The 14,921-nt window shown below is 71.0% G+C and carries 13 protein-coding genes; 4 read left to right on the forward strand and 9 right to left on the reverse strand.

From position 1 onward, the window contains the following. Together ABZ823_RS18295 and ABZ823_RS18300 are read left to right on the forward strand one after the other, a co-directional pair. Window positions 1–1,916, forward strand: a 1,916-nt coding sequence (locus tag ABZ823_RS18295) for a serine hydrolase (protein ID WP_361660761.1), incomplete at its 5' end; no start/stop codon positions are given. A gap of 253 nt (window positions 1,917–2,169) precedes the next feature. After that, the gene (locus ABZ823_RS18300) at window positions 2,170–4,134 is read left to right on the forward strand and encodes an MFS transporter (RefSeq protein ID WP_361660764.1); all 1,965 of its coding nucleotides are present in this window, start codon (window positions 2,170–2,172) and stop codon (window positions 4,132–4,134) included. Between the two features lie 197 nt (window positions 4,135–4,331). On the opposite strand, the gene ABZ823_RS18305 is transcribed toward ABZ823_RS18300, so the two are convergent. Together ABZ823_RS18305 and ABZ823_RS18310 are read right to left on the reverse strand one after the other, a co-directional pair. After that, on the reverse strand, window positions 4,332–4,841 hold the full coding sequence (locus ABZ823_RS18305; protein WP_361660766.1) for a glutathione peroxidase: 510 nt from the start codon (window positions 4,839–4,841) through the stop codon (window positions 4,332–4,334). A 35-nt stretch (window positions 4,842–4,876) separates the two neighbouring features. Beyond that, complete coding sequence (locus tag ABZ823_RS18310) at window positions 4,877–5,842, reverse strand: ArsR family transcriptional regulator (protein ID WP_361660820.1); 966 nt, start codon at window positions 5,840–5,842, stop codon at window positions 4,877–4,879. Between the two features lie 144 nt (window positions 5,843–5,986). On the opposite strand from ABZ823_RS18310, the gene ABZ823_RS18315 reads away from it, so the two are divergent. Next, entirely contained in the window at window positions 5,987–7,225 is a 1,239-nt protein-coding gene (locus ABZ823_RS18315) for an MFS transporter (RefSeq protein ID WP_361660769.1), read from the forward strand. A 44-nt stretch (window positions 7,226–7,269) separates the two neighbouring features. On the opposite strand, the gene ABZ823_RS18320 is transcribed toward ABZ823_RS18315, so the two are convergent. The 7 genes from ABZ823_RS18320 to ABZ823_RS18350 all read right to left on the reverse strand — a co-directional run bounded on the left by ABZ823_RS18320 (window position 7,270) and on the right by ABZ823_RS18350 (window position 12,049). Continuing rightward, complete coding sequence (locus ABZ823_RS18320; RefSeq protein ID WP_361660772.1) at window positions 7,270–8,166, reverse strand: slipin family protein; 897 nt, start codon at window positions 8,164–8,166, stop codon at window positions 7,270–7,272. 211 nt (window positions 8,167–8,377) lie between these two features. Next, a complete protein-coding gene (locus ABZ823_RS18325; RefSeq protein WP_361660775.1) occupies window positions 8,378–9,049 on the reverse strand; it encodes a nucleotidyl transferase AbiEii/AbiGii toxin family protein in 672 nt (223 codons plus the stop codon). Window positions 9,050–9,333: 284 nt separating this feature from the next. After that, window positions 9,334–9,738 (reverse strand): hypothetical protein, encoded by a 405-nt coding sequence (locus tag ABZ823_RS18330; RefSeq protein ID WP_361660778.1) that lies wholly within the window; start codon window positions 9,736–9,738, stop codon window positions 9,334–9,336. A gap of 135 nt (window positions 9,739–9,873) precedes the next feature. After that, window positions 9,874–10,971, reverse strand: coding sequence for a hypothetical protein (locus ABZ823_RS18335; RefSeq protein WP_361660781.1), 1,098 nt, complete (start codon window positions 10,969–10,971; stop codon window positions 9,874–9,876). After that, window positions 10,968–11,477: a nitroreductase/quinone reductase family protein gene (locus ABZ823_RS18340; protein ID WP_361660784.1), complete on the reverse strand. Its 510-nt coding sequence runs from the start codon at window positions 11,475–11,477 to the stop codon at window positions 10,968–10,970. The genes ABZ823_RS18335 and ABZ823_RS18340 overlap by 4 nt, the downstream gene beginning before the upstream one ends. A gap of 176 nt (window positions 11,478–11,653) precedes the next feature. After that, on the reverse strand, window positions 11,654–11,776 hold the full coding sequence (locus ABZ823_RS18345; RefSeq protein WP_361660787.1) for a hypothetical protein: 123 nt from the start codon (window positions 11,774–11,776) through the stop codon (window positions 11,654–11,656). Between the two features lie 48 nt (window positions 11,777–11,824). After that, window positions 11,825–12,049 (reverse strand): DUF397 domain-containing protein, encoded by a 225-nt coding sequence (locus ABZ823_RS18350; protein WP_361660790.1) that lies wholly within the window; start codon window positions 12,047–12,049, stop codon window positions 11,825–11,827. A gap of 624 nt (window positions 12,050–12,673) precedes the next feature. Here ABZ823_RS18350 and ABZ823_RS18355 point away from each other — a divergent pair. Further along, window positions 12,674–14,281, forward strand: a complete 1,608-nt coding sequence (locus ABZ823_RS18355; protein WP_361660792.1) for a glycoside hydrolase family 3 C-terminal domain-containing protein — start codon at window positions 12,674–12,676, stop codon at window positions 14,279–14,281. Window positions 14,282–14,921: the final 640 nt, after the last annotated feature.

Genomic DNA, 14,921 nt, shown 5'->3' on the forward strand with positions numbered 1-14,921 from the left:
ACGACTCCGAGGACGACTCGGAGGGCGATGCGGACGCCGAGGAGTCCAAGCCCGCCGTGGACCAGCCCACCGCCGTCTTCAAGGCGCCACGTCGGCCCCCCGTGGACCAGCCCACGACCATGCTCAAGCTCGGCGGCGCCAAGGCGTCCGAGAGGGCCAAGGCGTCCGAGGAGGCCGCCGCTTCCGGCAAGTCCGAGACTTCCGAGACGCCTGAGGCGCTCGAAGAGCCTGGTACGCCCGTCGATCAGCCCACGACCATGCTCAAGCTCGGCGGCGCCACCAAGTCATCCGAGTCGTCCGAGTCTTCGCAAAAGTCGGAGAAGGCCGAAAAGTCGGCTGACGAATCAGGAAAGCCGGAGGAGTCCGGCAAGTCCGGCCCCTCGTGGGCGGACAAGTCCTCCCCGTCGGCGTCCGGCAAGCCCGAGTCCGACTCCGAGCGCACCAGCAGGTTCGTCGCGCTGAAGCCGCTGGACGAGCCCAGGTCTGCGCAGCCGAAGACCGCGCAGTCGAAGGCGGCGCAGCCGAAGACCGCGCAGCCCGCATCCGGGCGGTCGAAGCCCGCCGACGCGACCACTGCGATGCCCCGGGTCGGCCCCGAGCGCACCACCCAGCAGCCGCTGCCGCCGAAACCCCCGCTGGACCTGCTCGCCGAGCTGACGAACACTCCGCCGCCGCCGGAGACCCCGGTGCGCACCCTTTTGCGGCGGATCAAGATCTGGACCCCGCTCGTCGTGCTGCTCGTGATCATCTTTGCGATCGTGCAGGCGTTCCGTCCGCTGCCGACCCCGACCCTCGGGCTGAGCGCCGACGAGACGTACACCTTCGGCGGTGGCAAGCTCGATCTTGCCTGGCCGGGGCAGGGGCAGTCGGCGGTCGAGGTGGAGGGCGTCGGCGTGGTCGGCAGCGAGGGCAAGCAGACCCCGCGCCCGATCGCGAGCGTCACCAAGATCATGACGGCGTACGTCATCCTCCAGGAGCACCCGCTCAAGGGGAACGAGGGCGGCCCGGAGATCACCGTGGACCAGCAGGCCGAGGACGAGTCCAAGAACGAGGACGAGTCGACGGCGGCCGTGAAGAAGGGGCAGAAGTTCACCGAGCGGCAGGTGCTGCAGATGCTGATGATCCCGTCCGGGAACAACGCGGCGCGGCTGCTCGCCCGCTGGGACTCGGACGGCAAGACCTTCGTCGGCAAGATGAACGCCGCCGCGAAGCGGCTCGGCATGAAGCACACCACGTACACCGACCCCAGCGGCCTGGACAAGTCGACGGTGAGCACCGCCGTCGACCAGCTGAAGCTCGCGGGGCAGGTCATGCAGAACCCGGTGTTCCGCGACATCGTCGGCATGGCCAAGGCGGACATCCCCGGCCTGACCGGGACGATCTACAACAACAACGACCTGCTGGTGAGGCAGGTCGGTGTGATCGGTCTGAAGACGGGTTCGTCGACCCCGGCCGGCGGCAACCTGGTGTGGGCGGCCACGAAGGTCGTCGACGGCAAGACGCAGACGATCTACGGCGCGGTCCTCAACCAGGACGCCCACACCGGCCGGGTCTGGGACAGCCTCCAGCTGGCGCTGACCAACAGCCAGAAGCTGATCGACAAGGTCCAGCAGAGCCTGACCACGGCGACGGTGGTGAAGAAGGGCGAGGTCGTCGGGTATGTGGACGACCAGCTGGGCGGCAGGACCCCGGTCGTCGCCACGCGGAACATGACGGCGATCGGCTGGCCGGGTCTGCGGACCAGGCTGTCCATCGGGGACCACGGCAAGGCGGTCCCGCACCAGGCGAAGGCCGGCACGGTGGTCGGCGAGCTGACGGTCGGCGACGGTTCCCGCCACGCGGTGACGATTCCGGTCGCCCTCCAGAAGGACCTCGCCGAGCCGGGCTACGGCGCGAAGCTCACCCGACTGGGCTGAACCGCCGTACGCCCCGTCCGGCAGGTATGACGTGGCGCACCCCGTCGGCGGCCCCCACCCGGGAGCCCGCCGACGGGGTGCGTGCTAGCGTCGCGAGACCGGGGCAGGCCGAGAGCCGCGAAGTCTGGCCCGGGACGGACCTCCGAGAGAACCCTGACGGAACAGTGACGGAACTCTTACGGGTGTCCGGGCGCGGGGCGGAAGCGGAACCGGACGCGGGGCGAACGGAACGGGACACGGGGAGTGCCTTCAGGTGGCCACAGCGGAGCCGACACATGCCGACGACGCCGACCGGGGTCGGCATCCGGACCGGAGCGCGGGCCCGCGAATACCGCCGGCCGAGCCCGCCACTGATGCGACCATGTGCCCCGAACCGACCACGCCTCCTGAGGACGGCCCCGGCGCCCGGACCGGCAACAGGGCGCGCGATGCCGGCCCCGAGCCCTCCGCCCAGGACGGTGCGACGGTTCCCCGGCGGCACACCCTGCTCGCCCGTCTGAGGTCCTCGCGCGGCGCGGAACGGGCCCGCAGGCACCCCGTGCTCACCGTCACGGTCCTCGCCGGGCTGCTGCACCTCGTCTGGTTCTTCGCATTCGCGAACAGCGGCGGTGACCTCGCCGCGCAGGACGCGTGGGCGGAGTTCGTCGGGCGGCACCCGGACTCGGCGTACAACCTCGCCTGGTACGGCGGCATGCACCCGGTGTCGTACAGCGTGGTGTCGCCGTATCTGATGTCGGTGCTCGGCGTCCGTACGACGATGATGATCGCGGGGACGATCTCGGCGGGGCTGCTGACGCTGATCCTCATGCGCAGCCGTGCGGTCCGCGAGCCGTGGTGGCCCGCTCTGGCCGGGGTGTTCGCGCTGCTGTGCAACGCCATCTCGGGCCGGGTGACGTTCGGCCTCGGCACGATGTTCGCCCTGGGCGCGACGGCGTGTGTCTTCTGCTGGCCGTACCGCTGGCGCAACAAACGCTGGGCGAAGGCCCTGGGTGCCGCCCCGCTGGCCGCCCTGGCCACGATGTCATCTCCGGTGGCGGGCCTGTTCGTCGGCCTGGTCGCGGTGGCGCTGTTCCTGCAGAGCCGCCGCCCGGGCGCATGGGCCCTCGGCCTCGCCCCGGCCGCGGTGGTGGGCCTCTCCTCCTGGCTGTTCCCGTTCTCCGGTACGCAGCCGATGACGTGGGCGTCGGTGATCCTGCCGCTCCTCTACTCGGTCCTCGTCTTCTTCCTGGTCCCCGAGGAGTGGAAGACGGTACGGATCACCGCGGCGGTGTACGGGCTGTCCGTGGTTCTCGTCTGGCTGATCAGCTCCCAGATCGGCTCGAACATCACGCGTCTGGCGATGCTGTTCGCGGGCGTGGCGCTGGTCGCGGCGCTGCCGTTCACGGTGCCGCGCAGCCGGAAGTGGTACGTCACCGTCATCGCCTTCGCCGGCTTCACCACCTGGATCGGCATCAAGACGGTCGACGACATCATCCACACCACCCCGGCGGCGTCCTGGGCGCGCGAGCTGGCCCCGCTGGTGAACCAGCTCCAGGTGGTGGGTGCCGAGAGGGGCCGCGTGGAGGTGGTCCCCGCGCGCTCGCACCGGGAGGCGTCGGCGCTGGCGCCGTATGTGAATCTGGCCCGCGGCTGGAACCGGCAGGCCGATATGGAGCGCAACCCGCTCTTCTACGACGACACGCTCAACTCCGCGAACTACCACGCGTGGCTTCAGCGCTGGGCGGTGCACTACGTGGTGCTGCCGAAGGACGAACCGGACGGGAACGGCGGCGAACGGGAACGGCAGCTGGTCCAGCGGGGCATGCCGTACCTGAGGCAGATCTGGGGTGACGCCAACTGGCAGCTGTTCGCGGTGACCGACCCGGTCCCCCTGGCGGATCCCCCGGCGGTCGTCGACCGCGCGGACCAGGGCGAGCTGACGATCGAGGTGAAGAAGGCGGGCCGGGTGCTCATCCGCATCCCGTACTCGCCCTGGCTGGGCCTGGTCGACACGGAGGGCAAGGGGGTAAAGCCGCCGCAGGAGACGGAGCAGTCCAAGCACCGCCCGGACGGCACGCCGAAGACGTACGACAACGTCAACGGCTGTCTGATGGAGACGGCCGAGGACGCGTCGGGCGACAAGTGGACGGAACTCGTGGCCCCGAGCGCGGGCACCTACCGCCTGGCGGCGCCGTACCAGCTGCCGCGGGGGACACCCTGCCCGGAGGAACTGCGCTGACGGTGGCCGGCCCCCGCCGCGTCGCGAACCCCGGCCGCCCCCTCGCCGGGGCTGCGCGGCCCGCGCCGCCCGTCATCCCCCGTCACCGGGCGCCTTCCGCCCGGTGACGAGGACGCTCCCGTCTGCCCCAGGGGCAAGGTCAAGCGCGGCCCAGGCCCCCGGGGCGACGTCAGGCGGGGCGTCGGCCTCGCGTGGGCTCAGGCGAGGGCCTTCTCCACGGCCGCCACCACGTCCGCCGACTCCGGCTCGGTCTGCGGCGAGAACCGGGCGACGACCCGGCCGTCCTTGCCGATCAGGAACTTCTCGAAGTTCCAGCGGATGTCCCCGCTGTGCCCCTCGGCGTCCTCCAAGCCGACCAGGCGCTCGTACAGCGCGTGCCGCCCCTCGCCGTTCACCTCGGTCTTCTCGGTCATCGGGAAGGTCACGCCGTACGTCGCCGAGCAGAACTCCGCGATCTCGTCGGCGCTGCCGGGTTCCTGCCCGAGGAACTGGTTGCAGGGCACTCCGAGCACGGTGAAGCCCAGCGGCGCGTACCGCTCCTGGAGCCGCTCCAGACCCGCGTACTGCGGCGTCAGCCCGCACTTGGAGGCCACGTTCACCACGAGGACGGCCTTGCCCGCGTACTGGGACAGCTGCGCGGGACCGCCCTGAAGGGCGCCGATCTCCACGTCGAGGACGGATCCGGCGGTGTTGTCAGTAGTCGTCATGCAGCGGATGCTAACTCCGCCCCATGACATCCCCGTCAGCCGCGCTGCGTTGTGACCAGCACCTCACCCGCCGCCGTGCGCGAGTACAGCACCGACCGCCCCGCCGGCCGCCGCTCCACCAGCCCCGCGTCCAGCAGCACCCTGAGATGGCGCCCGACCGAGCCGAGCCCCTGCCCGGTCACGGCGACCAGCTGGCTGGTGCTCAGGGGCGAGTCGAGGAGCACCAGGACCCGGGCCCGCCCCGGCCCGAGCAGCGCGGCGAGACTCGTGGGCACCGCCCGGTGCGGTCCCTGGGCCAGCACGCCCGCGCACGGGTAGACGACGGCGTACCGGTCGCGTTCCTCCCAGGAGACCCAGCCGGTCTGCGGGGTGACGGGGACGAACAGCAGTTGCGCGCCGGAGATCTCCCGCGGCGGATACGCGTGGAGGTTGACCTGGAGGCGGTTCCCGCCGAGCCAGCGCGTCCGGCCCGGCCGCAGGGTGTCCACCGCGGCCGCCCAGCCGTCCCGGCTGAGCCGCGCGGTCCGGGCGACCACATCGGCCTCCAGGACGTGGCGCCGGCGGTCCCAGGAGGGCAGCACGGTGTGTGTCCACACATAGGTGAGCAGCTCGGCGGCGCGTTCGGGCAGGTCGTCGCGGTCCAGCAGGGCCGGGAGCGGACCGCGCAGGGAGAGGCCGAGATGGGCGCGGGCGGCGGCCGGTGACGCGGCGCGAACCCGGGCGACGCCCTCCTCGAAGGTCTCCCCGTCCCGCGGGGTGGGCGTCAGGAAGTCCGCGATCCACTCCCTGCCGAGGCCGCAGCGGACGAGCAGCGCGGTGACGGGATCGTCGGCCAGCCACCGGCGGTAGCCGGGCAGGTGGGCTTCCAGCCAGGCGCGTTCGCCGGGGTGCGAGGCGGTGCCCGCGTGCAGCACCTTGAGGCTCGCGAAAGCCTCCGCGAGCGGGGAGAGCACGAACCGGCTTCCGGCGAGGGTGTCGGCGTTGACGTACCAGAGACCCATGGTGCGCACGCCCTCCCAACTCGACGGCATCATTGCTTCGGCGCCATCGCCGCTTCGGCGTCGCCAACGCATCGGCCCGCCGCGACCTTTCGCGCGTACGCGAAACATTAACGACGGCCCCCGGCGCCCGCTCAGACTCCGGCCATGCGCAGCTACTCCGACCTCTTCCACACCCGCGAGTTCACCCCGCTCTTCCTGACCGCCTCCCTCCAGACGGCCGCCTCCACCCTCGGCGGTCTGGCACTCGGCACGCTCGTGTACCGGGCCACCCACTCGCCCCTGCTCTCCGCGGTGAGCATGTTCGGGCCGCAGCTGGCGCAAGTCGTGGGCGCGGCGACGCTGCTGTCGGCGGCGGACCGGCTGCCACCGCGCGCGACGATGACGGGCATCGCAGGGGTGTTCGCGGCGGGTACGGCGGCGATGGCGGCGCCCGGCGTGCCGCTGGGCGCGGTCTTCGCGGTGATCCTGCTGCTCGGCCTGGTCCAGTCCCTCGGCGGCGGGGTCCGCTGGGGCCTGCTCAACGACATCCTGTCCCAGGACGGCTATCTGCCGGGCCGTTCCGTCTTCAACATGATGAACGGCATCCTCCAGATCTGCGGATACGCGGCGGGCGGCGTCCTGGTGACGGTCCTGTCCCCGCGTACCACCCTGCTGATCGCGTCGGCGCTGTACCTGGCGGCGGCTGCGGGCGCCCGCCTCGGCCTGACCCGCCGTGCCCCGCGTACCTCCGGCCGCCCGTCGATCGCGCAGACCTGGCGCACCAACGCGCTGCTGTGGTCGTCCCCGTCCCGTCGGACGACCTACCTCCTGCTGTGGATCCCCAACGGCCTCGTCGTCGGCTGCGAATCGCTGTACGTCTCCTACGCGCCCGACCGGGCGGGCGCGCTGTTCGCATGTGCGGCACTCGGCATGTTCGCCGGGGACGTCATCACGGGCCGTCTCCTTCCGCCCGCCCTGCGCCGCCGCCTCGGCATCCCGTTCCTGGTGCTCCTGGCGACCCCGTACCTGCTCTTCGCGCTGCGCCCCGCGGTGCCCGTGGCGGCCGCCTGCGCGGCCCTCGCCTCGGTCGGCTTCGGCGCGAGCCTCATCCAGCAGGAACATCTGATGGACCTGACCCCGCGGGAGCTGAGCGGCCACGCCCTCGGCCTGCATTCGGCGGGCATGCTCACGATGCAGGGGGTGAGCGCGGCCGTGGCGGGGGCGCTGGCCCAACTCACGGCGCCCGCATCGGCGATGACGCTGATGGCGGGGGCGTCGCTCGTGGCGACCCTCACCCTGGCGTGGGCAGGGGCGGCGGCCGGTCACCGGCCGTCCCGAGGGACGGCCGCGGGCCCGTTTCCGCGTCCTGTCCGGCGTCCGGGCCAGGGCGCCCGGCGGGACTGAGAGCTCCGGGGTCCCGGGCCGGGCAGGCCCGGGACCCCGGAGGTTCAGGCGCCGGTGCCGTCGGTCTCGTTCGTCGGCGCGGGTACCGCCGTCGACAGGCGCGGATCGACGGATCGGGGGTTCCCGCCCCCGGCTGCCCGTCCCTTGCCGGTGTCGTCGACGTGGCTCTCCTCCTGGCCGAACTGGCGAGCCGCCCGGTCGAAGTACCGCAGCAGTTCCACCGGGAAGGGCATCACGAGGGTCGAGTTCTTCTCGGCCGCCACCTCCACGACCGTCTGGAGCAGTCGCAGCTGCATGGCCTCCGGTGTGTCCGACATGATCCGGGAGGCGTTGGCGAGCTGCTGGGCCGCCTGGAACTCGCCGTCCGCCGTGATGACGCGGGCGCGCCGCTCGCGCTCCGCCTCGGCCTGCCGGGACATGGACCGCTTCAGCGACTCCGGCAGCTGGACGTCCTTGATCTCGACCCGGTCGATGTGCACGCCCCACCCGGCCGCCGGGCTGTCGATCATCAGAGCGAGCCCTTCGTGCAGCCGCTCCCGGTCGGACAGCAGGTCGTCCAGGTCGCTCTTGCCGATGATGGACCGCAGTGAGGACTGGGCGACCTGGCCGACCGCGAAGACGTAGTCCTGGACCTCGATCGCGGCCCGCACGGGGTCGGTCACCCGGAAGTACACGACGGCGTCGACCTTGACGGAGACGTTGTCCCTGGTGATGCCCTCCTGCGTCGGCACCGGCATGGTCACCACCTGCACGTTCACCTTCCGCATCCGGTCGGCGAACGGGATCAGGAACGTGACGCCCGGCTGCCGGTGGTGCGGCAGCGCCTTCCCCCAGCGGAACACGACCCCACGCTCGACCTGGTTGACCACCCGCATCCCACTGCGCAGCACGACCAGAGCCAGTACGGCCACCAGCACGACCGCGACGACGGTGCCTTCCATGGCACTTCACTTCCCTCACAGGGTGTCGATGAGTGACACCCAAGTGGACACCGCGGACCGGATCACCGGATGCGGCCGCCGCGTTATGAGTTCGTCAAGAAACGGAACGGATCGGCCACCTGACGTAACGGCAGACGGGCGCGGAGCGTGGGACCAGTCAGAGGCCGTGGCCCCTTGCCCTTTGCCCCCTTGCCCCACGGAAGCGGTGACCTCACTCCTCCGGCGGTTCCTCCGACTCGGCGAGCCGCTCCGCGATGTCGTCCGCCCATTCCTGTGCCCACCGCCGGAGTTCGGTGATCGCGTCACCGTCGACGCCGTAGGCCGTGAACTCCCTGTCGTCGACCCACTCCATGCCGGTCAGCCGGGCCTGTAGATCGGTGAGGTCGAAGGTGTCACGGGCGTGGCGCCGGCCGAGTTCCTCCAGTTCCGCACGGCTCCAGCGGTCCGAGGCGGCGTACACGTCGACGAGGTCCCGGGCGAAACCACGGTCCGCGAGGGCGCGCACCTTGGTCCCGACGGCGTCCTCGAGGGAGACGGTCGGACCCAGTTCCGTGGGGACCGGCGGACGCCACAGCACTTCCTTGAGGACGTTGAGTTCGCTCTCCTCGCCCGAGACCGGGTCGGCGACGACGAGCCGGGCCGAGAGGGGGTCCGCCTCCAGGGAGCGTATGAGCCAGCCGCGTTGCGCCAAACCGGCCCGGACGGCGGAGGCGATGTCCTCCATCGGGTCCGGGCTCTCCGTGGCGACATCCACGCCCCGGCTGGGCCGGTCCACCAGGCCGTGCGCGAGGACCGCGTAGCCACCGGCGATCGCGAGGGGGTACGGGGCGCCCACCGCGAGGACGTCGGCGAGCAGACGCCGGTGCGGTTCGGGGACTGTCACGCGGCGGCCTGCGCGTCCGCGGACGGCACGGTGGCGCGGGGCCCGGAGGGCGGTCGCCGGGCGCAGCCGATCCGGTGCGGTTCGAAGAGTGCGAAGAGGAGGGGCGGTGAGGCCATGCCCCGGATTATCGCCCAAGGGCCTGGCGCCGGGAGGCGGCGACATCCACGCCGACACGCGCCGGGAGTTCACTCTGTAGTCGCGCAAGCGGCAAGCGTCTGACTGTGCCCGCCATGCGGGTTCCCGCCTGCACGCACGCTCATCCCTTCGGCTCACGCCGTGCGGGTTCATCTCCTCGGCGCGCGCTGCGCATGGGTCCGTCCCAGCAGATGGGTGACCCGATTCAGCCATCCCTCGCGCGGCCGGTTGTCCCTGGCGATCAGGAAGCGTGCGGTGTCCCTGGGGTCGCGAGGGGACTGACCCTTCTGATGGACCTGCCAGTAGCGGGCCACCCTTCGCTCCAGGTCCGCCGGGTCGGATCGGTCGGTCCTCGTCACGACGACGGGCCCTTTCCAGGGCTCCGGGGCGCTCAGTGCCAGCACCCGGCCGTCGGGCGTGTAGGCCGCCGTGTACTCGCCCTCGTCGACATCGATCGCCTCGAGGTAGTTCGTGGCGTGCGCGGAGGACTCGAAGGCGAGCAGGTCTTCGGTCCGGTCGAATACCAGCAGCGCGCCGGGAGGCAGGTCATCCATAGCGGGCACTGTGCCGGCCGCGCCCGCTCGGCGGCCAGCCCTGCCGGACGCTGCTCCGGGTCGTGGAGATCTCGCCGCTGCTTCGTCGAGTCCGTGGAGTCCGTGGAGTCCGTCGAGTCCGTCGAGTCCGTCGGGTTAGCCGGGTTGGTCGGGTTCGTCGAGAGAGGCCCGTTCGTCGAGGAGGAACGTGCCGCCCGCCTTCACGGCCAGTTCCGGGCCGAAGAGCGATCCGGGTGTGTGGGTGCCCGGCCGGCCCTCGCCCCGGGCCAGACGGCTCGCGACCTCGGCCCCCACCGCGGCGGTGAACTCCATGGCCGCGCCCGTGCGCAGCCACCCTTCTCGGGTACGGCCGTCGGCCCACCACATCCGGGCCCGCGCCCAGGAGAACTCCCCACCCCGCCCGCGCGAGGGAACCCGGGCGAGCCGGCGCTCGGCGGTGCGGCGGAGCACCGGCCGCGACAGCAACAGCGCCGCCACCGGCAGGACGGCGCGCACAGCCCACCCGGACGGCAGCGCGCCCGACGCGGCGACCACGAAAGGGGCACCGCCGGCCCGGTGGGCGGCCTCCAGCTCACCGGTCGGGACGCCGAGCGTGTGCGCCGTCGATCCGTCGGGCAGGGCGAAGCGCTCGGCGTCGGCCCCGAGCCTGGCCCGTACGAGCCGGCCGTGCTCATAGCGGCGTCCGCCGAGCGCCAGACTTTCGACGATGCTCGCCGCCAGGCCCGAGCCGACGAAGCCGCCCGCGGACTCGGTCATCGGCAGCGCGTCGACTCTCACACGGGTCGCCGGAGGCCGGTTCTCACACAGCTTCAGTACGACGCTCTCCGTGGCCAGTACGCCGAAGCCCGCTCCGGTCACCAGGCACCGTCCAGCCGCGATCGCCTCGTCACGCAGTCCCAGCAGCCCAGCGACGGCCGTGAGTTCGTTCGCGAGATCGACGTAGTGCGTGCCCGGCGGGCATGCGCGGGCGATCTGTGCCGCCGTTTCGGTGAACGGACCGATCGTGTTGACCACGACCGTCGGCGCGTGCCGGGCGAGCTGCGCCACGACGGCATCGACCGACCCGGCCGGCACGGTCCGGGGCGTGCCGCCGAGCGTCCCGGCCAGCTCGCGCAGGCGCTCGGGATCGCGTCCCACCAGAACGGGCGGCAGAGGACCGGCCGCCAGCCGCGCGGCGATCGCCCGGCCGGACCGGCCGGTGGCACCCAGAATCCAGACCTGGTCCGCGTTCATCTCCCGTCGAGCACTACCCGGCCTTCGTCGCCGTGCCCCAGGGCCCCATGAGCCGGCCCGGACTCCCCCACGGAGGCGGGCCCCACTGCGACGGGCTCCAGCTTCACGATGGGGAACCTTCGGGACGTCTTGGTCTCGTACTGCACACTCTCGGGCCAGTACGCCGACCAGATCCGGTAGAGACGCTCCCACTCGGGCGACGCATGCGTCACGACGGTGGGCGTCGCCCGCAGAACGCGCTCGCCCACCTCGATGGTCACCTCGGACATGACGGCGACGTTGCCCACCCACGCAGGGTCCTTGTCCGCACCGCGCGAGGAGCCGCAGACAAGGAGACTGTCGCCGTCGGCGGCGTACACCAGGGGGTTCACCCGCGCCTGGCCGGTGCGGCGGCCGACCGTGTGCAGGAGCAGCAGATGCTTGCCCTCGAAGTGGCCTGAGACGATCCCGCCCCGCGCCCGGAACTCACCGATGATCCTCTTGTTGACCTCGTTCACGTCGCCCATGTCCGCCTCGCTCAGCCGAAGACCTGACCAGCCTTTAGCTAACCAGCGAGCCCCACGACCGGGCCGAGCCGCGCCGGGGCCATGCGGAGGAATCGCGCCCGGCGTCCAGCCCGCCGTCCAGTCGGGCATGCGGTCCGGCGGCGGATCCGGGTCGACGAGGAGCCGCCGTCGGGGGTCTACTGGAGGAGTTCGTCCAGGGTGATCGGCAGGTCCCGGACGCGGATGCCGGGCGGGTGGTGCACAGCGTCGGCGATCGCCGCGGCGGTGCGGCGCGGCCCCGGCGGAGCCTGCGCGGGCATACCGACCGCCCCCAGCACATCGCCTTCCCGCTGGCGGCGAAACGGGCTCTAGCCGAACTCGCCCTCGCGCACGCCGTCTCGGAACGCTGCCCATTCCTCCGCAGTGAAGCGCAGCGGCGGCAGTTCCCGGTGGTTCGAGTCACGGACCGCCACCGCTCCGTCACCAAGGTGTGCCACCTCGACGCAGTAAGGCGCGGTGCTGCTCTTGCTGCTCTTGGTCCAGCGCGCTTCCGTCAGGTCGAGCGCGTACAGTCCGGCCTTTCGCTTTTCCATCAGAAGCTCCTTTCGGCACTCGGACTTGTGTTCCCTATCCACCCTCACCCTTTCGATCTCCCCTCGCAACCGGCCAGGCAGCCACCGCCGATCACGGCGACTGACAAGTGAACGCGGCGCGTTCGCGCCCTGCGTCGTGCGCCTCGACGACCCAGCCCCGCCCGGTACTGCGTCGGAAAGCTGAAGAGCAGATCGGCCGCGCGGTCGACCGGGTCGTCAGGGGTGACCGTGGAGCGTCGGTGCTGTAAACGCCCTGTACCCGTATGCCGCGGTGACGCCGCCGGCCTCGGCGAGGATCCGACGCTCCCGAACCGACCACCATCCCGCCCGCGTCACCACGACTCGGCCTGCAGGAACAGCATGATCACCTCCGCGAAGAACCAGACGGAGAACACCAGACACGCAAGCCACAGCCCCCAAAGGACCCAGCGGACCTCTCGTCGTACGCGCATGAGCGGATCATCCCCCCTCGCGTTCACGGATCTGTAGGCGCAGCGCCCGCTACAGCTGGTCTTCGAGGCTCAGCAGGCCCCGGCCGGACGGCGTCCTGCCAGGGCCTGCCCGGGTGCCAGCGGATTCAGGGCTGACCCGCCGCATCGTGGCGTCCCGAAGGTCGGCACCCCCGTGGCGAGCAGCGAGGGCGTGGACCGCATCGCGCTGAAGGACACGGCGACCGGGAAGTACGTCACGGCGGGGACGGGCGACGCGGGCGCCGCCCTGAAGGAGACCACGGCGTCGGGGCCGGGTTCTCAGTTCGACGTGTTCGACTGGGGATCGGGCATCGTCACACTCCGCTCGGCCGCCAACGGAAAGTACGTCGGCTACAACTGGTCGAACTTCGTCAACGACCAGACGCAGCCGAACGGCTGGTTCGTGCAGCAGCAGTTCAGGCTGGAGCGCCAGGACGACGGGACGTACCTTCTGCGGTACGCGGGCTACGAGACCGGCGAGTCCTGGTGGTCGAACCCGGTCTACCTCGGCCCGGCGGGCGACGACGGCACGCTCGGCCTGGTCGACAAGGACAAGGCCGCGCACTACACGAAGGACATCGTGCGCAGTGGCGTCGACGAGGCCGTCGCCGCGGTCAAGGGCAAGGACACAGCGGTGGTGGTCGTGGGATCGATGCCCTCGATCAACGGGCGCGAGGCCCACGACCGTACGGACATGGGGCTCGCCCCGTCGCAGGAGGCCCTGGTCAAGGCCGTCCACCGGGCCAACCCCCGGACGGCGGTGGTCGTCGAGAACAGCTACCCCACGACGCTCGCCTCCCTGCAGAAGGAGCTCTCGGCCCTGCTGTGGACGACGCACGCGGGCCAGGAGACAGGCAACGCACTGGCCGATGTGCTGTACGGCGACGCCAACCCGGCGGGCCGCCTGACGCAGACCTGGTACAGGTCGGAGTCCGACCTCCCGTCCATCCTGGACTACGACATCGTCAAGGCCGACCGCACCTACCAGTACTTCAAGGGGGAGCCGCTGTACCCGTTCGGGTACGGACTGTCGTACACGAGCTTCCGCTACGGCGAGCTGAAGCGGGTCGACGACGGGTACGAGGTGCCGGTGACGAACACGAGCAGCCGGGCGGGCGCCGAGGTCGTGCAGCTGTACGTCCATCAGCGGGTGTCACGCGACAAGCAGCCGCTGAAGCAGCTGAAGGCGTACGCGCGGGTGCCGCTGAAGCCGGGCGAGACGAGGACGGTACGGCTGCAGCTGCGCACGTCGGACCTGGCGCACTGGGACGTTACCCGCTCGAAGTGGGTGGTGGAGAAAGGAACGTACGACGTGATGGTGGGCGCGTCGTCGGCGGACATCCGCGCGCGTGCGCCGCTCACGATTCGGGGCGAGACGATCCCGCCCCGGGACCTGTCGAAGGTGACCCGCGCCGAGAACTTCGACGACTACGACGCGATCAGCCTGGTGGACGAGTCGAAGGCGCGCGGAACGGCGGTGGCCGCGACGACCGACGGGGCGTGGCTGAAGTTCGCCGACACACGGCTCGGCTCGGGCGCGTCGACCCTGACCACCCGGCTGGCAGGCGCCTCCGGCACGCTGGAGGTGCGCCTCGGCTCTCCCACCGGCACATTGGCCGGCAGGGCCCACTTCGACGGCACGTCGTCGCCGTACACGTACGAGACGGTGACGGCCCCGCTGACGGCCGCCGCGAAGGGCCGCCGGGACGTGTACCTGGTCCTGAGCGGCGGTCTCCGCCTGTCGACGCTCAGCCTGCGCTGACGGGCACGGTGTCGATCGCGTAACTGATCGCTCAGTTCATCAGGTCAGTCAGCTCGGCGTCGGCGGTGTCCGGCCGGAGCCGAACGTCGAAGGCGTAGGCCTGAATGATCACAGCATGATTACGGCTGTTCACACCTTCAACACAAGTCCGATTCATGGGTTACTTTGATGCGCGTTCAACAGCTTGGGGGGCGAGACGCAAACTGGGCGGGGGGAGTCTGCCTGGTTGGGGGCTGTAAGTCTGTTCAACTTTGACACTGGGTGTCCGTGGTGTCGCCATGTGTCGTGGACCTGGGGCGCCATTTGGTGCCTTGGCAGACGCTTAGTCCAGCGGGCCAGCACAGGCGGTGACCGGTAGGTCCGACTCTGATGGCTACTCGTTCCTCCACCACCCGTTAAGACTTGTGGAGTGAGCATTGGCAGCCATCGCTGTCCCGTCGCCCAGCGACGCCGTGGAACCGCTTGATTGTGACAAGCCGGCGCCCCGCCTCACCGTCATAGGCACCGGATACCTCGGAGCCACTCATGCCATCTGCATGGCCGTCCTAGTGTCCTGAGTCCTTGTTTCGCTATAGAAGTAGGCTGGGCTCATGGCGCGTATGGGTCGGCCGACGGTCGAGGTGATTCTGACGGATCAGGA

This window comes from Streptomyces sp. NPDC047079 (assembly GCF_040643755.1).
In the GTDB taxonomy this organism is placed as follows: domain Bacteria; phylum Actinomycetota; class Actinomycetes; order Streptomycetales; family Streptomycetaceae; genus Streptomyces.